Annotated in this window: 20 protein-coding genes and 1 tRNA gene; 6 read left to right on the top strand and 15 right to left on the bottom strand. The window is 34.9% G+C overall.

Translation table 11 applies throughout. The annotated features are described in order from the left end of the window. Positions 1-8: 8 nt before the first annotated feature. The gene (locus tag Q0505_RS20490; RefSeq protein ID WP_299217368.1) at positions 9-1,355 is read right to left on the bottom strand and encodes an MATE family efflux transporter; all 1,347 of its coding nucleotides are present in this window, start codon (positions 1,353-1,355) and stop codon (positions 9-11) included. Between the two features lie 12 nt (positions 1,356-1,367). Next, positions 1,368-1,895: a GNAT family N-acetyltransferase gene (locus tag Q0505_RS20485; protein ID WP_299217266.1), complete on the bottom strand. Its 528-nt coding sequence runs from the start codon at positions 1,893-1,895 to the stop codon at positions 1,368-1,370. A gap of 49 nt (positions 1,896-1,944) precedes the next feature. Here Q0505_RS20485 and Q0505_RS20480 point away from each other — a divergent pair, with 49 nt between their 5' ends. From Q0505_RS20480 to Q0505_RS20470, 3 genes are all read left to right on the top strand, one after another. Next, a complete protein-coding gene (locus Q0505_RS20480; RefSeq protein ID WP_299217263.1) occupies positions 1,945-2,739 on the top strand; it encodes a universal stress protein in 795 nt (264 codons plus the stop codon). 54 nt (positions 2,740-2,793) lie between these two features. After that, positions 2,794-2,867: transfer RNA gene (locus Q0505_RS20475), tRNA-Ala, on the top strand. A gap of 114 nt (positions 2,868-2,981) precedes the next feature. Beyond that, positions 2,982-3,602, top strand: coding sequence for a JAB domain-containing protein (locus tag Q0505_RS20470; protein ID WP_299217260.1), 621 nt, complete (start codon positions 2,982-2,984; stop codon positions 3,600-3,602). Positions 3,603-3,719: 117 nt separating this feature from the next. Here the strand turns inward: Q0505_RS20470 and Q0505_RS20465 are convergent, their stop codons facing one another. Further along, the gene (locus Q0505_RS20465; protein ID WP_299217257.1) at positions 3,720-4,091 is read right to left on the bottom strand and encodes a hypothetical protein; all 372 of its coding nucleotides are present in this window, start codon (positions 4,089-4,091) and stop codon (positions 3,720-3,722) included. A 266-nt stretch (positions 4,092-4,357) separates the two neighbouring features. On the opposite strand from Q0505_RS20465, the gene Q0505_RS20460 reads away from it, so the two are divergent. Next, positions 4,358-5,896, top strand: coding sequence for an IS1182 family transposase (locus Q0505_RS20460; RefSeq protein ID WP_299217254.1), 1,539 nt, complete (start codon positions 4,358-4,360; stop codon positions 5,894-5,896). An 84-nt stretch (positions 5,897-5,980) separates the two neighbouring features. On the opposite strand, the gene Q0505_RS20455 is transcribed toward Q0505_RS20460, so the two are convergent. The 5 genes from Q0505_RS20455 to Q0505_RS20435 all read right to left on the bottom strand — a co-directional run bounded on the left by Q0505_RS20455 (position 5,981) and on the right by Q0505_RS20435 (position 9,314). Next, complete coding sequence (locus tag Q0505_RS20455; protein WP_299217251.1) at positions 5,981-6,613, bottom strand: hypothetical protein; 633 nt, start codon at positions 6,611-6,613, stop codon at positions 5,981-5,983. Between the two features lie 103 nt (positions 6,614-6,716). Then, positions 6,717-7,724, bottom strand: a complete 1,008-nt coding sequence (locus tag Q0505_RS20450; protein ID WP_299217249.1) for an SMEK domain-containing protein — start codon at positions 7,722-7,724, stop codon at positions 6,717-6,719. 211 nt (positions 7,725-7,935) lie between these two features. Continuing rightward, entirely contained in the window at positions 7,936-8,283 is a 348-nt protein-coding gene (locus Q0505_RS20445; RefSeq protein WP_299217246.1) for a hypothetical protein, read from the bottom strand. Between the two features lie 153 nt (positions 8,284-8,436). Beyond that, positions 8,437-8,880, bottom strand: a complete 444-nt coding sequence (gene tnpA, locus Q0505_RS20440; RefSeq protein ID WP_299217243.1) for an IS200/IS605 family transposase — start codon at positions 8,878-8,880, stop codon at positions 8,437-8,439. Positions 8,881-8,936: 56 nt separating this feature from the next. Further along, positions 8,937-9,314, bottom strand: a complete 378-nt coding sequence (locus Q0505_RS20435; RefSeq protein WP_299217240.1) for a hypothetical protein — start codon at positions 9,312-9,314, stop codon at positions 8,937-8,939. 256 nt (positions 9,315-9,570) lie between these two features. Here Q0505_RS20435 and Q0505_RS20430 point away from each other — a divergent pair, with 256 nt between their 5' ends. After that, positions 9,571-10,536, top strand: a complete 966-nt coding sequence (locus Q0505_RS20430; protein WP_299217237.1) for an IS110 family transposase — start codon at positions 9,571-9,573, stop codon at positions 10,534-10,536. Positions 10,537-10,951: 415 nt separating this feature from the next. On the opposite strand, the gene Q0505_RS20425 is transcribed toward Q0505_RS20430, so the two are convergent. The 5 genes from Q0505_RS20425 to Q0505_RS20405 form a co-directional block, all read right to left on the bottom strand. After that, positions 10,952-12,538 carry a hypothetical protein gene (locus tag Q0505_RS20425; RefSeq protein WP_299217234.1) on the bottom strand — a complete coding sequence of 529 codons (1,587 nt, stop codon included), beginning with the start codon at positions 12,536-12,538 and terminating at the stop codon, positions 10,952-10,954. Positions 12,539-12,954: 416 nt separating this feature from the next. Continuing rightward, positions 12,955-15,675, bottom strand: coding sequence for a PD-(D/E)XK nuclease family protein (locus Q0505_RS20420; protein WP_299217232.1), 2,721 nt, complete (start codon positions 15,673-15,675; stop codon positions 12,955-12,957). A 111-nt stretch (positions 15,676-15,786) separates the two neighbouring features. Beyond that, a complete protein-coding gene (locus Q0505_RS20415; RefSeq protein WP_299217230.1) occupies positions 15,787-17,196 on the bottom strand; it encodes an OmpA family protein in 1,410 nt (469 codons plus the stop codon). Between the two features lie 115 nt (positions 17,197-17,311). Further along, entirely contained in the window at positions 17,312-18,508 is a 1,197-nt protein-coding gene (kbl, locus tag Q0505_RS20410; RefSeq protein WP_299217227.1) for a glycine C-acetyltransferase, read from the bottom strand. A gap of 29 nt (positions 18,509-18,537) precedes the next feature. Next, positions 18,538-21,699, bottom strand: coding sequence for a UvrD-helicase domain-containing protein (locus Q0505_RS20405; RefSeq protein WP_299217224.1), 3,162 nt, complete (start codon positions 21,697-21,699; stop codon positions 18,538-18,540). 314 nt (positions 21,700-22,013) lie between these two features. Here Q0505_RS20405 and Q0505_RS20400 point away from each other — a divergent pair, with 314 nt between their 5' ends. After that, positions 22,014-22,622 carry a superoxide dismutase gene (locus Q0505_RS20400; protein WP_299217221.1) on the top strand — a complete coding sequence of 203 codons (609 nt, stop codon included), beginning with the start codon at positions 22,014-22,016 and terminating at the stop codon, positions 22,620-22,622. Between the two features lie 59 nt (positions 22,623-22,681). Here Q0505_RS20400 and hemB read toward each other — a convergent pair whose 3' ends face one another. Next, on the bottom strand, positions 22,682-23,671 hold the full coding sequence (gene hemB, locus Q0505_RS20395) for a porphobilinogen synthase (protein ID WP_299217218.1): 990 nt from the start codon (positions 23,669-23,671) through the stop codon (positions 22,682-22,684). 95 nt (positions 23,672-23,766) lie between these two features. After that, positions 23,767-24,669: an oxygen-dependent coproporphyrinogen oxidase gene (gene hemF / locus Q0505_RS20390; protein WP_299217215.1), complete on the bottom strand. Its 903-nt coding sequence runs from the start codon at positions 24,667-24,669 to the stop codon at positions 23,767-23,769. Positions 24,670-24,711 lie beyond the last annotated feature (42 nt).

The following is a 24,711-nucleotide window of genomic DNA, read 5'->3' as shown; positions in this document are numbered from 1 at the left end:
AAAGTGGCTTAAGCGTTTTTAGCAAGTTTATAATAAGTGTTGTAATATTTGATGCATAGTGCGCTTGCGCGAAAAAACATCCAGACTACAAATGCGATCCAAATGCCTATAAGTCCCCAATCCATCCATTTACTAAAATAGATCATAGGCACAAACCCTAAAAATGTAGCTACTAATAGGGTGTTACGAAGATACCCCATTTCTCCCAATCCTTTAAATATAGCATCTAGCGTAAATGCTATGGAGTTGAGAGGTTGTATGAGTATCACAATATAAAAGACACTATAAAACGCCTTAAGAACGGTATCTTCATTGCTAAATAACTCTCCAGCCATATTGTACCCAAAAGTACAGACGATCATCAGTAGTCCTGCTACAATGAGGTTATAGGTGTTTACTCTTCTGGTGAGTAGCCAGAGATCTTTATAATTTTTTGCTCCTAGTAATCTTCCTCCTAATACATTTCCTGCAGCTCCATATCCGTCTATAAAAAAGGCAGTAAACAACCATATATTGGCAGCAATCGTATGAGCAGCAACACTAGCAGTCCCAAGAGCAGTGGCTTCTTTTACAGCAAGCACAAGTGCTACATTGAGTGATAACGAACGTACAAAAAGATTTAAACTCATACTAATAAGTCTATTGATTTCTGGATGCAACGGAAAACGTAATCGTAAGGAAATATTTGTTTTGACTAACAAGAAGATCAGTGCCATGATTGCCATCATCGCTTGCGATAGTAAGCTAGCCCAAGCGGCTCCTTTTACTCCCATAGGCTCTATAAGACCTTCAATTCCATAGACGAATGCAAAATCAAGCCCTATGTTAATTCCCGCGCCAGACATCGCGACAAGCATAGGCCAAAATGTATTTTGCAATCCCCTAAAAATCCCAAAAATAGCAAACGTAAAAAGTGTTAATGGGAATCCCCATACCCTGATATTGTAATAGTCAATGCTTAAGTCTAACACCATTCCTTTGGCATTAAGGAATGTAAAAATGTCTTCTACAAAGAAATAAGTCGCGCCTAGAACAATAAAACTGAGTATCATATTAAAAAAGATGGCCTGCGCAGGAAGCACTTTAATATCCTCTAGTTTTCCAGCACCTAGGTTTTGAGAAATAATAGTAGAAATGGCACTTCTTGTTTGACCTAAGATCCAGATAAGCATCGATAAAAAGGCACCAACAATACCCACAGCAGCGAGAGACTCTGTACTATAGGAAGACATATTACCCACCACAGCAGCATCCGTACTAGACAGAACAGGCTCTGCTATTCCAGCAATGATGGCTGGAATTGCCAGTTGCTGAATACGTTTAAAAGAAATATCTATAGATGCGTTTGAGTTGATAAGGCGTAGGGTTTAGTAACGTTTATTCGTATAGGTTTCTTTTAAAAGCAGTTCATAACAATAAAAAGGATGTTCGCTTTGTTTGGGAAAATAAATATTTCCAAGACGTTTATATCCTCTTTGCTCATAAAATTTCTGATTTCTTGGATTTTGGCTAAAGGTATCCAAACGTATGGACGTGGCTTTTTTTGCTTTCGCGAAAGCTTCAGCATAGTCCATTAATTGAACCGCATACCCTTGTTTTTGAAACGATGGATGTACAGCAAGCCTATGGATATAAAGATTGTTGTCATTTGGCGAAAGCCAGTTAACAGAGGTATACTCCTCATCCATAAAGGTAGAAATCACAATAGTGCCTACAATCTTATTTTCTAATGTATAGACATAGAGCTCGTTACGATCAATATCGCTCTCAAACGCTTGTTTTGAGGGGTAGTGCTCATTCCATTGATGAATGCCTTTGGAGCTCATGACCTGTGCACAGGCTTTAGTAAGAAGTAGAATTTCGGGGATTTCCGAAATTTTTGCGGGTACAATCACAGATATAGCCTATTTTTGCTTAATATATAGCTAAAATAAGTCTTATTCCATGAAAAATATACTTGTTCCTATAGGTTCATCCAATAGTGCCATTACTACATTACAATATGCAATTGATCTTGCTGAACAGGTGGATGCTAACGTATATGTGATTTCAGTTTTTCAAGAGTTTTCTAAAGTAGGAGGGATGTCAAAAGTAAACACCTTACTGAAAGAAGAATCTGAAAAGCGTATTGATGCCGTACTCAAATCTGTAAATAAGAAGAATGTATCTGTGATCGCACACCCGATTAAGGGAGAAATTCTAGAAGGGGTAAAGCGATTTAATAAACATGTCCCTGTAGATTTAATGATCATATCTCCGCGTAGTAATTCACAAAGAGAAGATGTATATCTAGGAAAGACTTCTGGTAAACTAGTGAAAGAAACAAATATTCCTGTGTTAGTCATCCCAGAAAATGAAACATTTAAGGTGCCAAAAAAGATATTAATGGCGTTTAAGGATGGGAAGTATTCCCGAAAGAAGTCGTTAGAGCCTATTTATAAATTACAAAAACTTTTTAAAATAAAGATTCATCTTTTACATGTTGAGACTCCAGATAGTACTCCAGAAATGCTAGAAGTGAGTGATAAATTGAAGAAGATTAGTGCCTCCTATACCAAAACAAAAAATGCAACTACCTATCAAGGCGTTTTAGAGCATTTCCAATCTAATGAACCTGATATGATTTGTGTGGTACGCAGAAAGCGTGGTTTTTTTAAGAAATTATGGGAAGCAAATGCCGTGTTAAAAAGAGATTTTTTCACAACAAAACCGTTACTTATTTTACGAGTAAAGGAGTAATTATATGATGATTGTGTTTTTTTCGCTTTCGCGAAAGCATATACAATCGTATTTGGGGATGTAGCTCAGCTGGCTAGAGCGTTTGACTGGCAGTCAAGAGGTCGTGGGTTCGAGTCCCATCTTCTCCACAAAATCAGGAGGTTATGTAAAATAGCCTCCTTTTTTGTTTCAACAGCTTGTTTTTAACCTGTTTACTTTTTTATTCTTATAAAATTTTTACGAAAAATAGGTATCTTTAACGTATGAACGTACGCCTTAACGAAGATCAAAAAATCCAAATCTTAAACGCTAGTGATGTGTATAAGATTATGCAACAAATTCTATTGCGACAAAATAAAATACGCCGTAGTCAGGAATATTTTTGGGTAGTTGGTTTGGATAATCAAAACAATGTCTTATTTGTTGAGTTAATTAGCATAGGCGGTGCAAACCGTGTAAATGTATCTCCACCCGATGTTTTTAGAATGGGGATCTATAAACTTGCTCTTAAAATGATTTTGATACATAATCATCCTAGTGGGGTTTTAAGACCTTCTGAGGGTGATAAAAACTTTACAGATCGACTTTTAAAAGTAGGAAAGATCATTGATATTAAAGTGATAGAACATCTCATCATTACAGAAACCGATTACTACAGTTTTGCAAATGAAGGTCTTATTAAAGAGTTTGAAAATAACGGTCTTTACGAACTTGTACGCAAGGAAAGTGAAGAGATGAAAGCTTTCAAATTAAAACTTGAAAAAAAGGAAAACGAAAAAAACAAAGCTATTGAAATTGCGAAACGTCTTAAAGGCTTAGGTCAGGATAATGATTTTATTAAGAAAGCTACGGGATTGACAAAAAGGGATATTGATAAGATATAATTGTTCTTTGCAATTTCAGTTTACAATTATTTGTTCAGATTATTCAATTATTGAAAATGTAAGCCATAAATTCTTATACTTTATTGTATGCAGGCTTTTTACCATAACAATCTTTATCTATTTTTCGAGATTTGGTAAGTCAATCATATTCAATATTCTGCTAAATAATTCTTCCAAAGATCCATCATTGTATAATGCACAATTTGAACGCCCATTAGGTTGTTGTTTTTTTGAGTTAGAGAGAACAGTCATATTTGAAAAATTTTCACCAAATACATTACAAACGGTCTTTGTATTATTGAAATAATCTATTTCACCGATACCATTATATCCATTCCAACACCAATTAAATTTAACCTTATTAATATCTGGTTTATTTGCAGTTTCAGGATATGCCCGTTGAATTTCAGTAACCCAAATGTAAAATATATCAAACTCACTCAATATACTTGCTCCAAAATTATTTATACGAAGTGTTTTTCTACTCATAAGTATCAAATTTAAATTTTAGAACGGTTTAATACTCTTTGCTTAATCTTTGCTTCAATTTTTATTGTATGTTGCGAGTGTAAGCTTGCATACAACGTCCTCGTATAAAAAACGTAGCCTTGCTATAGTTATGAGGTGTTCCGCTTAAAGATAGTGGATTTGTGGGGAATTAATTAGCCTTAACCATCGCCTTTGGCTATGTTTTTTATACGTTGTACCTGTTGCACAAGTCTTGCTAAAAATACATAAAATTAGTAACTTGTTGTATGCAAGGATTTAAGATTTATCAGGAGAAATTATTCAACAGTTTTCAATTAAGTGATCGGGTTCCCGTCACCAATTTCTATAGGCTTTTAAAAGAGGTGTTACATTTAGATTTTTTGTACTCGGATACTGATCAGTATTATGGAAGTAGTGGTCAAAAGAGTATTGATCCTGTAGTGTTTTTTAAGTTTTGTTTAGTAGGCTATTTAGAAAATATCATAAGTGATCGTAAGCTGATCGATCATTGTAGTATGCGCTTGGATATTTTATATTTTTTAGGCTATGATATTGATGAAGAATTACCTTGGCATAGTACGATCAGTCGTACGCGTCAGTTATTTCCAGAAGACGTATTTGAATCTGTTTTTACGCATATTTTACAGATGTGTATTTCTAAAGGAATGGTCAGCGGTCATACGCAGTGCATAGACTCTGCTCCTGTAAAGGCCAATGCGAGTATGGATAGTTTGGAGCTGAAGGTTCCTTCTCAAGACTTGGAGGCTCATTTATCAGAGATCCGTCATATTAGTGCTCGTGATAAAGAGGTTTTTCGCAAAGCGAAGGAAAATAAAGCGAGTAAAGAACAACAAATCATTACCGCTAGTCAAAAGGAATTAGACGGTATAAAATCGAGAAATAAGAAATGGTCAAAAGACCAAGACCAACGTCCAGGTTCTGGGAATAAAGGGAGTCGTTATACCAGTAATAAGACACACTACAGTCCCACAGATCCTGATGCTCGCATTAGTGTCAAACCTGGTAAGGCACGAAAGCTAAATTATTGCAGTCAGTTGAGTGTAGACACAGCTCATCATGTGATTACCGATATACGTGCCTATCATGCCGATGGGAAGGATAGTCAACAGCTAGAGGATATAACCAACCGTTTACAACGTCGTTTATGGAAAGAAGGCTTTGTATGGCAAAACTGTGTAGCCGATACGGGGTATAGTAGTGGTGAGAACTATGCTTTTTTAGAGGCAATGGGTTTGAAGAGTTTTATCCCCGCACACGGTACGTATAAAGGTGGTCCCGATGGTTTTGAGTATGATGAGCAAAACGATCATTATGTATGTCCACAGGGAAAGATCATCCCTTTTAAGAAAGTATTTATAGAGAAGAAGAACCAGACGAAGAAGAAGGAATACCGAGGATCAAAGCGATTATGCATCGACTGTCCGATCCGAAGTGCATGTTTAGGCAAGAGTGCACAGGAGAAGAAATTTACAGTCACGTATTATCGAGAGGAATATGAACGTAACATCGCTAGAATGAAAAGTCCCCAAGGGCGTTATATGAAAGGCAAACGACAAAGCACCGTAGAGCCTGTTTTTGGTACGTTAACTCAATTTATGGGACTCAGGAAGATCAATACGATAGGACTTCAACAGGCAAACAAGGTGATGCATCTGAGTGCTATGGCTTATAATTTGAAGAAGTATCTCAAATTCGCTCAAAAACGGGTAAAAAGTGGAGTAGGGATGGAGTTTTTGTTAGGATTTTGTAAATCATCCTCTCATCACTGTTTTGCTTCGATATAAAGGTCTCTAAAATTCCATCTCAATAGTAGGTGTCATAAAAAAAGTCTCTAGAGAGAGGCTTATAATGCACCATTTTCATCAGAATTATGGACTTGTGCAACGGTTACCGTTGTTAGCTGTAGTATTCGCACGACTTATTTGATTCTCTTTGATAGCAGTAATTAGTTTAACAATAGTTGCTATAAATGTCCATAGAGCAAGAATAGAACTCCACACAGCTAATTCTTTGAACTCACCTGCATATGTGAAATTATCGTAAATGGTGAATCCAAAAAATACAAACGGGAATATTAAACAAAAAATGATAATGGGCGCGTAAATAAGAAGAACTCCGAGACAGCCAAAGAAACCTTTTGAATTAACCTTATTCGCGAAATCTGCTACAGTTGACACAGGAGAGAGCAACTTCATCACCCTTTTTGTTACAAGGTTATTGTGACTCTCAAATTCATCCAATTCTTCTTTAATATCAGTTATTCTATCGCTAAGAATTACAATTAAGAGCAATAATATGGCATATACAATTGGAAATGTAAGTAAAATAATTTCGGTTTGATCTATTGAAATTAAAGGAGTTTTCACTTCCGAAACAAAGGAATTATCTAATAGAAAATAAATCAAAGGAAAAACAAATAAAAACAAAAAAATACGATTTAACCGTTTCTGCAAAATTTCTGATTTATTGTATAATAATTCGTAAATTTTATTCTTGTCCATTTAGTTTGAATATTACAGCTAACGTGTTTGTATATGGTTTAAGCACCTAATTTCGTAAATAGGCTAGAACTAGCAATAAATTATATACGGCTAGGCAATGTTATTACACGTTTCCTAAAACAGAAAAATCCATAGCTACAATAGTTTTTCTAACTGAAAGTCCATTTTCTTTTAAGAAAGTAATAATGTAATTCAAATATTCACTAGAAATTTGATATTTATAATTTGGTCTATCATGTCCATCTGTATCTTCAGAAAAGTAAACAACACTCTCATCCTCCAAATATGCCATTCTATTAAATAGTGTTCTTTCTTCGATTCCTAAAATTCCAGCTAATTTAGTACAAGCAATTTCATGCATATAAGTTAATCCTCTAGTTTTCAATTTTCCTCGTTCAGCTATTAAGCAAATATATTCTCTTTGACTTTTAGGTATAGAGGCTAATTTATTATAAACATTTGTGTATTCAATAAGGTCATTTGGTTCACCATAATAATCATCCATTTTTTGTAAATCTTTAGGAGGATGATTTGGTATTTGCTCAACGTAACGATAAATAGAACTTTCAAAATCCCCATCTACGTCCATAGGTTCTAATTCAATGATTAATTCCCTAAATGATCTGGAAAAGAAAGTATGAAGAGTTTCCAATTTGTCAATGTTTAATGTTGAAATATCTCTTGTTAAGTCATTTATATCCAAAATATTTTTTTCTGGATTAAGTTTTGTTTTAGTTATAAGGTTTTTTTTAATTGAATATTTACTCTGTTTTGTTCCAATAATTAGAATCTTAATGATATAGTATTTTCCAAGTTGTTCTTTAGTTACCTTTTCGAGGGTATTATTTATTTTATCGGAAGTTTTGGTCGAGGTTATTTGATAAGCCGTATTCTTACTTAAATCACCTAAGTCAATTCCTGGCTCATTAATTCTATCTCCATTTAGGTTGGTGAGATTCAAATCATAAACAATGTTTAATAATTCCTTAAAAAAATCTTCACTCACTTTTGTTAAATCAAGTAAGCCAACTTTATTGCGAAGTTCTATTTGAGATAGAAGACGAGCTAAATCGTCAATTATTTTTCCAATTATTGTTCCTCTTGTAATCATTCTTTAATGTTGCCTAACGATAAATATATGGCAAGTTGGGCAGAAAACAAGCGATTGTTTTTGGTTTAACCACAAGCCAAATCTTTTTATTTTGTTTTAATTTTTTTCTTTTAATACCAAATCAAAAGATTTGGCGACCTTGCAAATAAGCAACAACCTTTGGCTTAAACGCTAATTGCCCTATTTGCTATATATAGTGTAGGGTATTGTTTTATTCCTCATTAATATTTTTTGAAATTGCTTTCCTAACCTTGTGTTCAACATTCAAATACATATCTACTATTGAATCTTTTTGTTCCACTTTTAGAGAATCGGTGTTTTGGTTTGCTTTAATTAAATGAAAATATTTAGAAAAATCAACTAGTATACTGCTATAATCTGTACTATCAATATATGGTGCTAATTCAGAAAGAGCCCTTTGCGTTGCAATCATCTCATTTGTGATTGACATTTTACGATTAAAATCAAGCTTCTCCATAGTTTTGGAGAATGAGGAATTAAATTTTTTGTACTCTGGTATTATGATTTCTCTATTCAATTTTAGTTTTTCAATTTTCATTGATTCTAACTGAAGTGTAGAACTATTATAGATAGAAAATCCAGCAATTAGAAGAGATACTAAGGGTAAAACAATTGTTCCTATTCTTTGCCAAATTTTATTTTTATCTCTTTCTTTTTTAATGAACTACCCCGAGGCAGAGCCGTCGGGGTATCAAAATAATTTGAGCTGATTTCTGTGCAACTCAGTATATTTTGACTTCCCTTGATTCTGAAGGTACTTCTTTATCACTTCTTCATTCGCGTATTGACCTACTGTATTCACATAGTAACCACTCGCCCAAAACTTCCCTCCCCAAAGCATCTGTTTCACCTCAGGGTGAAGTCTAAAAATTTCTTTTGCAGTGATACTTTTGACCGCTCCTATTATTTTTTTTGGAGCGTTCATCGGAATGCTCTGAATCAGAAAATGAACATGATCCCCATCTAATCCTATTTCAACAAAATGAATCTCATAACGCTCTTCTATCTGCAAACAGATATCTTTGAATGTCATTGAAACTGAATCATTCAATACTTTTCTCCTATATTCTATAGGGCAAACAAAATGGTATAAAAGCAAACTTTTATTATGACTCTTGTGAATATGATCACTCATGAACACAAATATATGAATATCTTTACGCTACACCCGAGGCAGAGCCTCGGGGAATTCTATTGATTAAAATATTCGTTTATATAATTTATTCCCCATTCTATTAAGTTATAACTGAGTGGTTCTGATTCAATAGAATTTCTAAATCTATTTCGGAATATATCACAGGTATTAAGATTTTTAATATCTTCTTCTTGTGTATTGGATTTAGCAATCCATTTTGGTCTATTTGAGCCTTGATTCATTAAGACTTTCCATTGAACTAAGTGCTTAGAAGGGATTTCTTCTTGGAATAATTCAGGAAATTCTTTCACAATATTTTTAATTTCCTCTTCACTAATGTTTTCTATTCTTTCTGTTATCCCTTTGTATGTTATTTGAGGCACACTATCGTTACTACTTAAAATCCATATTGCTGTGACATTTTTAATTTTCATTTTTGTTTGTACTGTTTGTTTGTACTGTCTTGTATATCTTAAGTTTAGATTTTATTAAAAGTAGGTAATTTTAATATGAATCAGAAAGAACAAAAGAGAGGAGCAAGGTCATCTTGTATATTGAGACATTGATCTCGTTTTTCTTGAGGACCCCCTCTCTTTTACTACACTTATTTCGAACAGTTCTGTGAGACTTCCGATCTCGTTTTTAAGTTGTTGAAACTACTGTAGTGTTGTTCTTTCATAAACTAATAATATGAATAAAATTACAAATTATTTTGGGATAGACATTAGCAAAGATGTCTTTGATGTTGTAGACTCTTGCGATGTTCATTATCAGTTTACCAATTGTCAGAAAGGTTTCGATGATTTTCTTGATATTCTTGACGAGTCATCACACTGCGTAATGGAATCTACTGCCTTTTATCACGTGCAGTTGGCAAACGCATTGGTTCAGTCTGGCATCAAGGTAAGCGTTGAGAATCCACTTGCTGTTAAGCGTTACATTCAGATGCACCTCTCAAGGATTAAGACAGATAAGAGTGATGCAAAGATGATCTGTCAGTATGCCCAGCAGGCAGACTTACGTCTTTGGGAAGAACGTACAAAAGACCAGGTAGGCTGTTTACAGTTGATGAGCCTTATTAATCAATATACAAAGCAGATCGTAATGACTAAGACTAAACTCGAAGGTGAGGCTGCTCTTGGAAATCCTGTGAAGCTTGTTGTGCGATCATTAGAAAAAAACCTGAGAAGATTAAAGAAAGAGGTCGACTTTCTAGAACTGGAACTTCTGAGGATTGTCAAACGAGAACATCAGGATCTTTTAACTCGGATAGAGAGTATTGTTGGTATTGGTAGAAAAACAGCCGTAACACTCATTGTCCTTACTGAAGGTTTTGAGAAGTTTGAGAGCGCCAAGCAATTATGCTCCTATGCTGGATTAACACCAATTATTCGTCAGTCTGGATCCAGTCTACACGTAAAAGCACGGATCAGTAAGATGGGTAATAGAAGATTACGTTCAATGCTCTTCCTTTGTAGTTTTTCGGCCAAAAAACATAACAAAGCTTGTATTGCCCTATTTAATAGAATGGTTGCCAAGGGAAAACCACGTAAAGTAGCGCTGATTGCAGTATGTAACAAATTATTGAAGCAGGCTTTTGCTATTGCAAAATCTGGAGTGCCGTATGATAGAGAGTATCGCTCCGTATTACATTAAATTATAAGAATGTAGTTATGCTGTTAGGCTTGTTGGATTGGAAATAAATCGACGTAGAAGAATTATTCCACTTCAACAATGCCCCAAAAAGTATGTGCTTAAATTAATGAGGAAAAAGCTTGGAATTCTACACAGTTCTTGAAAAGTAGCGGATTTTAATGCGCTTACTGTTCCGTTATTTACTGTTGTTTGATTTATATATTTCACTTTAGGTTTAGCGATCATACCGCTATTATTTTTATACAGTGTGTCTGTTGCGCAACTAGGTTTTTTATCAAATTAATGTTATTTTGATGAATTAAAAAAAATGATTTTTATTGAAAATCAACATCTTATAAATCTTTTAAAAAGTAACAAACACATTTTTTTCAAAAAATGAACTTGTGCAATGGTTACCAGTGTTGTAAAACGTTATTTATGTCATAAATAGTAGACTTATATTAATTATTAATGCAATTATAGATAAGAACGCACCTAGTAAAGATGATTTCATAATTGAATAATAGACGAAAATTATCCAAGCTAGAATTTGTAAGTAAAAAATGAAATTAGAAAATAAAGCGATAATGTCAACACCATCATATTCTGAATAAATCATATATGAAGGAATAATATTAAAATATGATAAAATTCCAAATATGATAATTATTATCAATGCATAATAAGCTCTAATTTTTGGTATTTCCTTCATAGAGCTTTCAATATTAGCTTTCGTTAATTGAATAAACATCCAAAAAGAAAAGAAAAGAGCAGTTAGATTAACTAAGTCGCCAAAAAAAGACGTAATGTCTTCACTTTTATCATAGGTTAAGTTAGAAATGAGAAAATCATCATTAAGAACCTCAATCAAATTATATCGAAATAAGTAGCCAATAAACAAAATTATTATTGGTGTTATTAAAAATATTAACCAAACACTGTGGGTGAAAATGTGATTAAATCTATTTTTTATAGGGTCAGGATTTAGTTTTAAAAATGGACAGCCAATTATTCCAAAATTTGGGAATAGATATTCGTTTTTTGTTGAATCTTTAGCAATACTTTCTAATTCTAAACGATGATATACGAAAAATAAAGTATAGAAAAAGAAAATCACTAAACCAGAGAGTATAAAAATATAATTAAAATCAATGTTGATACCTACAATACTTGTATTTAGTCTTTTATCTTGTTCCTTAAATTTTTTTAGTTGGTCATAAGAAATTTTTAAATCCTCTCTTAAAAATTCTTTAAAGTCAATTAAATTTAAATTTCTTAAATATGCTGACAAAAAATGCCCTTTTGTATCATCTCTTATTTCAGAATTATTATTATTGATATAAAAATTCCTTGGTCTGAAACCACCTATCCCATCTGGATAGCCCAAATGATGTCCTGTGAGAATGTAGTCGATAAATCGATAATTAATTTCTTTATCATTTGGGTTTTTGACTAGTTTTAATAGGCTTTCAACCCATTCATTATCTAAAATATCAGAAATTTTCTTAAACTTAAAAATTGAATCGAGCTTCTGTTTACTAATTTCAGAAGCTGTCTTGAAATCAATATTTTCGTAATCAATTAATAGATTTAATTCACTAGCGAAAGATTCACAATTTTCAATAATTGTATTGATTGAGTCCTTGTTAGCTTTGGGAATTTCAAATTGCTTAATATTTGGATAATCTTGGAAACTAGGAGAAAAACCATCTGTGTCGTATAAATAGAGATAATGAAAGCCTAACTTGATTGTGTCCTCGAACTTCCCATTATTATTGTGCTTTAGGTAAGCAAATGTAAAAGATTTAACAAATTTGATTTTATTTTCTTCATACGTATTCAGTCTATTTAATCTTTCCTTTTTAAAGTATAAGTTGTCATATAGATATTTTTCTCTATCATTCGTTTCTTGAATATTTGAATTGAAAACGAAAATTCCTAGGATGTAAAAAATTGAGATGGTAAACAAGATATTTGCATACTTGATTTTTTGTTTAAAAATTACCTCAAAGTTTGGTTTCATAGGTTTTAATGTAATTCTATTCTAATGTTTTACAACAAAGGAACAAGTATACTGGCACACATATATCCATTATGTTTTTTACAAATCTAATGGATTTTTAATTGTTTTTATATGATTATTAGCTACTTGGGTATATATTTCTGTTGTTTTCGTGTTACTATGTCCTAAAATCATTGTCGATTTTAAAGATGGGTTGCAAGAATGCCTTAGTATATGACCTTAATTTTAATTAGAAACCACATTTATATTACTATCCAAAATAGCTTGTAAATTAGAGGGCATTTTATAATCTGTAAGTACTTCGCCTGTCATTGTATCTATCCAATCTGAGTTTTCTGGATTGTATTCCCATTTTTCAAAATCATAAATTTCTTTAATAAAAGTTGTCGAGTAAATTAGACTTGAGAAAACATGGATTAAGAAGAATACTCTTCAAAAACAACATCCTGACTTCCAATCTCACAAATTAACTGTGTCAACACCTTTTCAAATTCTAGAAGTGTCTCTTCGGTGATATTAGCATCTCTACCAAATTTGAAGGGCATAAAGCCATTTTTGAGCTTCTTAAAAGAGATAATACCCGCCTTTGCAGGAAAGGAGATGCCTCCTGTTTTATAGAGCATATAGGTATATAAAAGTACTTGAAAGGCTTTTTCATATTTCCCTTCAGGGAGTAAAAGATCATCCCATTCTTTTATACTAAGATCTGCAGGTTGTACGCTACCCGATTTATAATCGATGATACGGATCTCGTCATTACGAATTTCAACGCGATCTGCGGTTCCTTTGAGCATGGTAGGAAAAGATAACTGGTCTGCTACCAAGGGAGTCTTTAATCGTTGTTCTAGCTGTGTAATTTGGACGCGATCCCCGCGTTGGATGCATTGTTTCTCAAACGCAAGAAAATTGATGAGATACCGTTGGATGACCTCATAAATAATAAGATTCTTCCCTTTAGAAAGATTCATACTTTTAAAGATGAGATCAAATTGCGCTTTTACAACAGGCTCAATGTTGTTTTCTATCGCTTCGATATGCGCTACAGTCAGCGTTGTATTCACATAAGGCTGATATACATATTCTAATACATTGTGGATAATGGTACCCATTGTATTAGCAGCCACGATTTCTTCTACTTCATCTAATTCTTTGATACCCAACACATATTTATAATAGAACTCTAAAGGATTGCGTAAATACGTGCCTAGCGATGAAGGAGATAATCCCGAAGCAAATAATTTTTTGAGTGACTGTAATACCGCATCTGTCTTTGGAATACTTTGTATGGGTAAGGTAGTCATCCTTATTGCAGGAGTTGCCACTTCTTGATGAATAGGATGTATGCCTTCTAGTTCTAATTGAAGAATAAAACGACTCTTTTCTGTAGTTCCAATTCCCTCTGTCGCCGAGGTGTATATGAGATGAATATGCTCTGATCGATGTAATAATCTGTAAAAATGGTACGCATATACCGCATCTTTTTCCTGATACGTAGGTAATTTATGCATATACTTTAAATCATACGGGATATAGGAATTGTTGCTTTTTCCGGCAGGTAAAATCCCTTCATTAAGAGACGTAAGAATCACATATTTAAAATCGAGTAATCTGGATTCTAACATCCCCATAATTTGAAGTCCCTGGTGTGGATCTCCTTGTAAATCTATAGTCTCAGAAGAGATGGTATCTCTATAAAAACGGATAAATGTAGGAATGTCTTCTATGTATGAATGCGTTTTATTTAATGTATTTAATTTGTTAAACGTTTTATAAAATCCATATAAGTATTCTAAGTTGAGTGCATCTTGAGATGGGTCAAGCGTGTTCTTAAGGATATGTATAAGCGATAAGCAGTTATCAATCGCTTTTGTAGGGTTTTCTTCCCAAAGTTCAAATAAGATCAAAAGTGTTTCAGGAAGTACTGTGAGCACTAAAATATCTTGTAAATCTTCAATTTTTATATATATCGTATTAGATTGTTGAATCGCTTTAATAATCAATTCAGCTTGATCCAATAGCATTTTTTGTATAAGCGGTTGTTGGAGTAACGTGATTACATTTTTATAATAAAATCCTTTTTGGTTATGCTCTTTTTTAAGCGTAAAAAAATGTTCAAATAAAGAAGCTGGCGGTGTTTGCCTTAATGGAATCCCCATCGTCACATTAATGTTCTTAATGTTTTTTGGGAGTGCATTTATAATAGGCAACAAAAGCGTTTCATCTCCCAACACAAGCACAGTTTCATTCAATTGCTCTTTTGTATATGAAGTAAGATGATTTCCAATATATTTTGCAAGTTGCAAGCCTTGCGTTACTTCTGTAATGGTAATTTCCTTTTTTTCATTATAATGTGTATAAACAGTTTCAAAAGCATTTGTTTTAAAGTAAGGCCAATTTTTTTTGTGCTCTCGCATAAAAAGGGAAGCTTCATGGGAAGTATTTTCCATAAAATGAGACGCTGTATCCCAGTAAATCTTACTATTTCCTGTAGCTAATAAAGCCTGTATAAGATGTTGCTCAGAAGTGTTTAGCGCATTAAATCCTAAGAACACATGCTTTTTTGATTTATTAGTATCAATATAATGCTCAATATCTTCGGCAGCTTTTCTATAAATAAGTCCTTGGTGTGCTGTGTTTGCATCAAGTAATATAGAGGTAAAAAGAGTGTAATATTCAGGAAGAAGTTTCCAGAATTTAAGATAGTTTTTTACGAGAGAAGTGGCATCTTGTTCCTTAGACCAGTGGTTTAAATCTTGTATAGCACTCAAATAGTCAAAAAAGGAAGAATGATCAACAAGATAGCGATCTATCTCATTAAAATCACCTAATAAGGTTTGTGCCCATCCATAAAATATAGAAAAAGACTCTTTGTCTTTGGGAGGTGTTATTTTTAAATAGGCTTGATATAAGGCAAATATTTGATCTGTTTGCGAAGCTTGTTTAAGACCAGATAGATATTCTATAAACTCCTCAATGCTATATATTTCAGGCGAGAAAATAGACTTTTCCAGATGTTGTGCAATATGAGTACGAAGAAAGTTACCTGCGCGTCTACTGGGAACAATAAATGCAACCAAAGAAAGGTCATCATACTCTTCTAAGCAGGCAGCGATAACATCTTCTATAAATGATTGCATATCTCTAAAATAATTACTTCTTAGGGAAATAAAGAGGATATATTAAAATAAGTTTAAAGAAATAAAAAAGCCTCGCGATAGCGAGGCTTTTAAATATATTATAAATTTTTTCTATTGCTCAAGGATAGAAAGCTCTACACGTCTGTTTTGTTGACGTCCAGCAGCAGTATTGTTAGAAGCTACAGGTCTAGCTTCACCAAAACCTTTAGACTCTAAACGAGAAGCAGCAATCCCTTTTCCAGTTAAGTAGCTTCTTACTGAAGCAGCTCTTTGGTCAGAAAGATTTAAGTTGTATGCATCACGTCCTCTATCATCAGTATGTCCTTCAATTAAGAAACGAGTTGTTGGATACTCATTCATAATTTTAGCAACGTTATCTAAAGTTGCATTAGACTCAGCACGGATAGTAGCTTTGTTGTAATCAAAAAGAACTGATTTGAACTGTACATTAAGGTCGTTAAGAACTTCTACAGATACTTCAGGACATCCATTGTTCGCTACAGTACCTGCAACATCTGGACACTCATCATCTTTATCTAATACACCGTCACCATCTTTATCTTGGTAAGGACATCCATTGTTTGCACGTGGACCAGCCTCATTTGGACAAGCATCGTCAGAATCTTTGATACCATCACCATCAGCATCTGGACATCCGCCTAAAGCGGCAACACCAGCTACAGTAGGACAAGCATCCTTAGGATCAGGAATACCATCGCCATCAGTATCAGGACAACCTTCAAACTCAGGTAAACCAGCTACAGTAGGACAAGCATCTTTAGAATCTTGGATACCATCACCATCAGAATCAGGACATCCGTCAAATTCAGGAATACCAGCAACTTCTGGACATGCATCATCTTTATCGTAGATACCATCACCATCAGTGTCTTTTCCACCAAAAGCAAAACCTACAGAAGCAGAATGTTGGAAATGCTTAGGTCCCGTTTCGTCTTCAAATACATGCTTATATAATGATTGAACGCCAAAGTTGAAGTTTTCTGATAACCAGAAACGTACTCCAGCACCTCCGTTAGCAGTTCCAAATCCAGGAGTTCCTCCTGTAAGTTGACTATCTAACCAAGTATAACCCGCTCCTACTGATAAGTAAGGATCAAACCAATTACTTCCAATAACTTCTTTTAGACTATATGAAACAGCTCCGTCTACAGCAAAATGTTGTAATTCATTCACAGGGCTTGTATCACCTAATTTGTCAATTCTGTTTAATGTTCCAGTTACTCCTACTACGAATCCATCACCTACATATCTAGAGATGTTAATGTAAGAGACAGAAGGAAGAATGTTCCAGTGATCGTTTACATTGTAAAATTCTTCAAATACGCCTCCTCTGATCTCAAGGTTAGTTCCAGCTTGACGAGCACGGTCTCCTACAGGATAAGTGTCAATAGCATTGGCACCGACATTAATTGCCCAAGGGTTATTTTTGTCTTGTGCATTCACCGACCCGATTACCATGATCAGAAGCGAAGCAACTAAAAATCTGCTAAGATGTTTCATTGTTTATTCTTAATTTTAAGTGTTAATTAAAAGCAAAAGTAAGTTGTTAAAACTAATCAACAAAGATAAAAGTACTAAAATTTTAGAAAATGCATTCACTATAGTGTAAAGATTGTTAATTAATAACGCCTAATTCTTTTCCAACTTTAGTAAAAGCTTGAATAGCTTTGTCTAAATGTTCAACCTCATGAGCAGCGCTTAATTGTACCCGTATACGAGCCTTACCCTTTGGTACGACTGGGAAAAAGAAGCCTATAACATAGATTCCTTCCTCCAATAAAGCATCTGCCATTTGTTGTGAAAGTTTAGCATCATATAGCATAACAGGGACAATAGCAGAGTCTCCATCTATGATATCAAATCCAGCATTTTTCATCCCATTTTTAAAATAGGCGGTGTTTGAAGCTAGCTTATCACGCAAAGAAGTATCATTTTCTAGCATCTCAAAGACCTTAATAGAGGCTCCTACAATAGCAGGCGCTAGTGAATTAGAAAAAAGATAGGGTCTACTGCGTTGTCGTAATATTTCTATAACCTCTTTTTTGGCTGTTGTATATCCTCCCATAGCACCTCCCATCGCTTTTCCAAGCGTACCTGTAATGATATCAATACGTCCCATTACACCTTTTTCTTCTAACGTACCACGACCTGTTTTTCCTATAAATCCAGTTGCATGACATTCGTCTATCATTACCAAAGCATCATAAGCGTCTGCCAAATCACAGATTTCATCTAAAGGCGCCACAAGACCGTCCATAGAAAACACACCATCAGTCACAATGATTTTATGACGCGCTCCAGCTTCATTTGCCTTTTTAAGTTGTTCTTCCAAGTCTTGCATATCATTATTTTGATAGCGATAGCGTGCTGCTTTACATAAACGTACCCCGTCTATAATAGAAGCATGGTTTAAAGAATCTGAGATGATCGCATCTTCAGCGCCTAATAGCGGTTCAAAGACCCCTCCATTAGCATCAAATGCTGCAGCGTACAAAATCGTATCTTCAGTACCATAAAAATCGGCTATCTTTTTCTCAAGCTCCTTGTGTATATCTTGTGTCCCACAGATAAAACGGACAGAACTCATTCCAAAGCCATGCGTATCCATCGTGTCTTTTGCTGCTTGAATGACTTCTTTGTTAGACGAGAGGCCTAAATAATTATTAGCACAGAAGTTAATGACTTCTTCTCCTGTCGAAATTTTGATTACAGCATCTTGAGATGATGTAATAATGCGTTCCTTTTTATAAAGTCCAGCTTCCTTAATAGAAGCAAGTTCGTTTTGTAAGTACTCTTGTATTTTTCCGTACATGGGTTTATTTTTTACAAATGTATAGATTATTATACCTTAATAATAGTGACCTCTTTGTTAATATATATTAAAAATAGATGTTTGATGGCAATATCCATCTCATGTAATAATTGGGCGTATTGCTGTATTTGATACGCGTGATTTTCTGAGGGGATTCCTGTTTTATAATCCATAATAACAGCGTCTCCTTCAGGTAAGATCTCTATTCTGTCAGGAATATGTACAGTGCCATCTACCGAAAGAATTTGTCGTTCATTATATACGGTATTTACTTGAGAGAAATACGGAAGCAATTCAGGATGATTCAAAACGGTAGACAGCACAGCTTTTACAACCTCTTTTTCTTCAACAGAGATAATTCCTTCAAAGACGGCTTCAGAAACGGCGTGATCTAAATCTTGACGATCTATAATCTTAGCCATAAGTTCATGAATTAAATTTCCATAAGTGATAGCACTCTGTCGTTCTTCATTCCATAAAAAACCAGCTTTTGTAATGGTGTGAATGTTGTGGGATTCTTTTGAAGAAGATAAAAAAGGAATCGTCACCATTTTTTTGGCATCTTTGGGATCGTTTTGTTCCTTCAGAAGGGCTTCTCCAAACACATAAGCTTCTTCAGATCCATTCCATAGCTCTTTTTCTTTGAGATAGGATACAAATAGGTCGCTAAATGTTTTTGGATCACTATCGGGAGTTGTTTTGGTTCCGCTTTCGCGAAAGCGTGACAACACATACACCCTTTCTACAGCTCGGGTAAGGGCTACATATAAAATATTAATAGCATCAAACTGTTGCTGTGCCATACGCTCATCATACAAAAGCGATCCATGCGAACTATACGAAGCGACGTCTGTTTTGTGCCCTATAAGTAAATACTCAAAACCTGCAAAATCAGATGGATCTGTAGGATACCAATGATGCTCATTGCGATAAGAATACAAATCAGAATCGGCATACGGGTAAATCACAACCGTAAACTCAAGTCCTTTGGACTTATGGATACTCATAATTTGTACCGCATCTCTTTGGGTAGGCGCAACAATACTTAAGGAATCTTTCTTCTCTTCCCAATAAGCCAAAAACCCGATGAGGCCACCATTATTTTTTTGAGTATATTCAAAAATGCTATTGAGATATCCAAACAAATACGCATCGGCTTCTCTTTCTAAGTGGAAGGCGCGTACAAGATATTCTACACCTTCATATAAGCTCAATGATTCAAATAAGGAAGGTGAGTAATAAATCTGTCTTTCTTCTAGGCTCTTTATAAGCTCGGCGGTAGGTGCTTTTGCCCAACGGTCATAAAAGCCATGAACATCTTCTGTCTTAAATTTATTGGCTAGAAATGAGAGAATTTTTAGTGTGATTTGAGGGGTGTTGGGTTGCAATTGCAATTCTAAAAGTGCGTGTACAAATCGTACGGATGGCGCACTATGTATCAAAAGGCTATCAGAAGAGACTACTTTTACTTGATTTGCTGCTAGATATTGAGCAATATGGGACCCATGCTTATTGCTTCGGGTAAGAATACAAATATCACTTTTAATAAACCCTTGAGCTACTACCTTATTGATAATTTTTAAGACTTCTTCTGTATAAAGCTCATCAGCATCTTGTATGGTATCTGCTTCTACAAATTGTATAGAGACCAATCCGCCTTTCCTATGGTTTAGCCGTTGGTTATTATCCGTTTGATAAATAGATGTATACATTGGATCTTTAAAAGAGGAAGCGATATGTGTAAAAAAACCATTGTTAAAATCGATAATTTCAGAATAACTTCTGTAGTTGGTTCCAAGTTGTTGTATCTCAGCTTTACTAATTGAAAAAGGATGAATGTCGTTAGCTAGATCTATGAATTGTTCTGCTTTTCCTCCTCGCCATCTGTAAATCGCTTGCTTTGGATCTCCAACGAGAAGCAAGCTATTTTTAACAGTATCCAGCGTATCTGCAGCAATCGCATTATCTACCAACGGAATCAAATTATGCCATTGCACCACCGAAGTATCCTGAAACTCATCTATAAAATAATTGGTGTATCGCTCTCCCAAACGTTCATAAATAAAAGCAGCAGGCTGCTCTCTCAGCGATTTATAGATCAACGCATTAAAATCTGAGATTAAAAGAATATTCTCATCTTCTTTGATTTTTTGAAGTTCTTGATTTATTAGTTGTAGTACAGAAAGGGGCACTACTTTTTTTGAAAATTCTAAAATGAGTTGAAGTTTGTAATACCCATTTTTGGTTTCTTTAAAACAGGTGATAAGTGAATCGCGGATACTATCTATATCATCTTTTATGGGTTGCTTCTCTGCTTTTTTATAAAATGGATAACTATCAATCTCTTGTTTCCACTTTGCGTTATAATCTACCTCAAGCGGACTTTGCTGTAGTTTGACCAAATGGTTATAAAAATATTTTCCAGAAAAATGGGTTTCATCGAGCCCTAAACTGTGTATCAACTCTAAGTGTGTGGTAGCGCTATTTTTTATGTTCGCTTTAAGCGAAATTTCAAGCTGACTCAACACCTTTCTTAAGGCATCAAAATCATCCAGTGTTTTGGATTTTAATTGGGTTACATACGGCGCATCATTTTCGCTGGAAAGCAAACGCGCAATCTCCTGAAGATCTCTAGTAATGTCCCAACTTTTATCATCATCAGCTTTTTGAAGTGCAAATTCGACTAAAATATCAGTAATACGTTTATCCTGTCCAGCACTATCAATAAGCGCATCTACCGCTCTTGCTTGAAGCGTTTTACTGTCTAAGGATACTTCAAAATTTCCAGAGATTTCTAGATCTTTAGAAAATGTTCTGAGAATACGATGCGTGAGTGTATCTATAGTCACCACATCAAAAGCCGCATAATTATGTAAAATCGAATGTAGGATTTGAGTGGCTTTTTTTGCAATTGTTATTGGAGATTCTCCTGTTTCTTCTGCAATAGTAGATAACATATCTGGAACGGAATCCTGAGAAGTAGTGTAGTTGCTAAATGCATTCAATGTTCCCAAAATACGTTCTTTCATCTCTTGTACAGCTTTATTTGTAAAAGTAATCGCAAGAAGCTGTCTATATTTTTTTGGATTTTCACTGGTAAGTAATGTGGTGACATACGCTTTTACAAGACTATACGTCTTTCCAGATCCCGCCGAAGCATTTAATACCGTTAAACTGTGTGAAGATACCATCGGTCTAAATATAGAAAAGCTACTCGAAACCGAGTAGCTTTTCTAAACAAACCTAACCAAATAACTTAAAATGTAAGAATGTGACTAAAACCAACATTGCTACATATATAAAAGACGTAAGCATATCCAAAAGGTTGCTTTAAAAAAATAAATTTTACTGAAAAACAGAAACAATCTGCTCAGAACATTGATTTGTGCTGTATCAATACTATCTATACTGCGATATAAATTTTATACATATAAAGCGTTTTAATTGCTCTCACGATTACGTAACTTTGTGTATAATAGATTTATTCACTTAAAATTAAACAGATATGTCATTTGAGTTACCAAAATTGAACTACGCGTATGATGCCTTAGAACCGCATATAGACGCACGTACTATGGAGATTCATCATAGTAAACATCATAATGGATATACCTCTAAGCTTAATGCAGCAGTAGAAGGAACAGACTTGGCAGGAAAGACTATAGAAAATATATTGACAAATCTTGATATGTCAAACGGAGCTGTACGTAATAACGGAGGTGGGTTTTATAACCACCGCTTATTCTGGGAAGTGATGTCACCAGACGGAGGAGGAGAGCCTTCAGGACCTCTTGCCGAAGCTATCCACGCCGCTTATGGAAATTTTGAAGCATTTAAAGATGCATTCTCAAAAGCAGCAGCCACACAGTTTGGATCTGGATGGGCATGGTTATGTGTACATAAAGGCGGAAAAGTAGAAATATGCTCAACACCAAATCAAGATAACAGTCTAATGCCAGGAGTAGGATGTGGAGGAACGCCTATCTTAGGATTAGATGTTTGGGAGCACGCTTATTACTTAAACTATCAAAACAGACGTCCTGATTATATCAATGCATTTTTTAATGTGATTAATTGGGAAGCTGTAAGCGCAAAATACGCTAACAACAAGTAAGAAATTACGATTATAAAATTGACAAAGCTACTCGCGAGAGTGGCTTTTGTTGTTTTATATTACCCCAGTAATTTTACAACATCTTTTGCAGAGTAACTAGCAATCATGTGTGCTCCTGCACGTTTTATCGCTGTAATTTGTTCTAGCATGACGGCATCGTGATCTAACCAGCCTTTTGCTGCTGCTGCTTTTAACATGGCATATTCACCACTTACTTGATATACAGCCACGGGAACGTCTACCGCATCTCGGATATCACGTACAATATCCAAATAGCAAAGTCCTGGTTTGACCATCACAATATCGGCGCCTTCTTCAATATCCATTAGGGTTTCTTTGACCGCTTCATCACGATTTGCAAAATCCATTTGATACGTTTTTTTGTCTTTTGGGACATTCTGTATATCAGCAGGAGCACTGTCTAGCGCATCTCTAAAAGGGCCATAAAAGGCAGAAGCATATTTGGCACTATAACTCATAATGCCTGTATGGTAGAAACCCTCTTCTTCTAATACTGTGCGCATCTCATAAATACGACCATCCATCATATCACTTGGTGCTAAAATATCAGCACCTGCTTGCGCATGAGATAATCCCATTTTAGCAAGTGCAGCATTAGTAGCATCATTGAGAATTTCTCCGTTTCCAACAATACCATCATGTCCATAACTAGAATAAGGATCTAGTGCTACATCCGTCATGACAATCATCTCTGGACATGCGTCTTTTACCGTTTTGATAGCACGTTGCATAAGTCCGTCAGGATTTAAAGCTTCGGTTCCGTTATTATCCTTTAGATTGTCAGGAACTTTCACAAATAGTAACACAGATTTGAGACCCATGCTCCAAAGTGTTTTTATTTCGTTTTCGAGAAGGTCTAAACTCTGTCTGTAATAATTAGGCATTGACGGAATTTCTTCTCGAATCCCTTTTCCTTCTACCACAAAAAGCGGTACAATAAAGTCGTTGGGTGTAATAACAGTTTCTCTTACCAGACTTCGGATCGCCTCAGAAGTTCTTAATCTACGATTTCTTCGTAATGGATACATACAATTGTATTTTGCTATTCTTTTTCTATTACAAATTTACCAAATTAAAAACCCTCTGTTTTAAAACCAAAACAAGGGCGATTTGGTTAAGATGTCTACACCCACTCTTTGGGATTCTTTAATACTTTCAAAAGTCGTGCTTCATCACTTCCTTCTTCGGGATGATGATCATATTTCCATTGTACCACAGGCGGTAGGCTCATTAAAATACTTTCAATACGCCCATTGGTTTTGAGACCAAATAAAGTGCCTTTGTCGTGTACAAGATTGAATTCTACGTACCGACCGCGACGGATTTCTTGCCAGTCTTTTTGCGCTTTCGCGAAAGCGGTATCCTTCCTACGCTCCACAATAGGAATATAGGCTTCTAAAAAGCTATCACCTACCGTCGTGACAAAGTTGTACCAATCTTGCATAGACCGTTCTTCTGTTTTTTTGAGATAGTCAAAAAATAGTCCTCCTAAACCACGACCTTCATGACGATGTGCATTGTAGAAATATGCATCACAACGCGCTTTGTATGTTGGATAGAATGTAGGGTCATGGGCATCACAGGCTTTTTTACACACCGTATGAAAATGAATCGCATCTTCATCAAAAAGATAATAAGGCGTCAGATCTTGACCACCGCCAAACCACTGGTCTACAATTACTCCTTCTTTATTATACATTTCAAAATAACGCCAGTTGGCATGTACGGTAGGCACCATCGGACTTTTAGGATGTAGTACTAGTGAGAGTCCGCAGGCAAAGAAGTTAGCATCTTTGACCCCAAAATACTGTTGCATGGTTTCTGGTAATTTCCCGTGTACTTGAGAGATATTGACACCTCCTTTTTCAAAGATATTTCCTTTCTCAATCACACGTGTACGACCACCACCACCTTCAGGACGTTTCCATACATCTTCTTGGAAGATAGCTTTACCGTCTATCGTTTCCAGACGAGCAGTGATAGTGTCTTGTAAGGTATGGATGTAGGATACAAATAAGTCTTTCACAAGTTTTTATTTTAGAATGTATGGATCGTACTTTGTTTTTGT

It is taken from the genome of uncultured Dokdonia sp., from assembly GCF_937910895.1.
GTDB lineage: Bacteria > Bacteroidota > Bacteroidia > Flavobacteriales > Flavobacteriaceae > Dokdonia.
Note: the sequence above shows the minus strand (reverse complement) of the source record. Positions and strands in the feature narration are given on the sequence as shown.

Excerpts from the sequence above, each read along its gene's own strand:
- Q0505_RS20425 (WP_299217234.1), bottom strand. The coding sequence starts at position 12,538 with ATGAAACCAAACTTTGAGGTAATTTTTAAACAAAAAATCAAGTATGCA.
- Q0505_RS20420 (WP_299217232.1), bottom strand. The coding sequence starts at position 15,675 with ATGCAATCATTTATAGAAGATGTTATCGCTGCCTGCTTAGAAGAGTAT.
- Q0505_RS20465 (WP_299217257.1), bottom strand. The coding sequence starts at position 4,091 with ATGAGTAGAAAAACACTTCGTATAAATAATTTTGGAGCAAGTATATTG.
- Q0505_RS20400 (WP_299217221.1), top strand. The coding sequence starts at position 22,014 with ATGTCATTTGAGTTACCAAAATTGAACTACGCGTATGATGCCTTAGAA.
- Q0505_RS20430 (WP_299217237.1), top strand. The coding sequence starts at position 9,571 with ATGAATAAAATTACAAATTATTTTGGGATAGACATTAGCAAAGATGTC.
- tnpA (WP_299217243.1), bottom strand. The coding sequence starts at position 8,880 with ATGAGTGATCATATTCACAAGAGTCATAATAAAAGTTTGCTTTTATAC.
- Q0505_RS20435 (WP_299217240.1), bottom strand. The coding sequence starts at position 9,314 with ATGAAAATTAAAAATGTCACAGCAATATGGATTTTAAGTAGTAACGAT.
- Q0505_RS20460 (WP_299217254.1), top strand. The coding sequence starts at position 4,358 with ATGCAAGGATTTAAGATTTATCAGGAGAAATTATTCAACAGTTTTCAA.
- Q0505_RS20470 (WP_299217260.1), top strand. The coding sequence starts at position 2,982 with ATGAACGTACGCCTTAACGAAGATCAAAAAATCCAAATCTTAAACGCT.
- hemB (WP_299217218.1), bottom strand. The coding sequence starts at position 23,671 with ATGTATCCATTACGAAGAAATCGTAGATTAAGAACTTCTGAGGCGATC.
- Q0505_RS20455 (WP_299217251.1), bottom strand. The coding sequence starts at position 6,613 with ATGGACAAGAATAAAATTTACGAATTATTATACAATAAATCAGAAATT.
- Q0505_RS20445 (WP_299217246.1), bottom strand. The coding sequence starts at position 8,283 with ATGAAAATTGAAAAACTAAAATTGAATAGAGAAATCATAATACCAGAG.
- Q0505_RS20405 (WP_299217224.1), bottom strand. The coding sequence starts at position 21,699 with ATGGTATCTTCACACAGTTTAACGGTATTAAATGCTTCGGCGGGATCT.
- Q0505_RS20480 (WP_299217263.1), top strand. The coding sequence starts at position 1,945 with ATGAAAAATATACTTGTTCCTATAGGTTCATCCAATAGTGCCATTACT.
- Q0505_RS20415 (WP_299217230.1), bottom strand. The coding sequence starts at position 17,196 with ATGAAACATCTTAGCAGATTTTTAGTTGCTTCGCTTCTGATCATGGTA.
- kbl (WP_299217227.1), bottom strand. The coding sequence starts at position 18,508 with ATGTACGGAAAAATACAAGAGTACTTACAAAACGAACTTGCTTCTATT.
- Q0505_RS20450 (WP_299217249.1), bottom strand. The coding sequence starts at position 7,724 with ATGATTACAAGAGGAACAATAATTGGAAAAATAATTGACGATTTAGCT.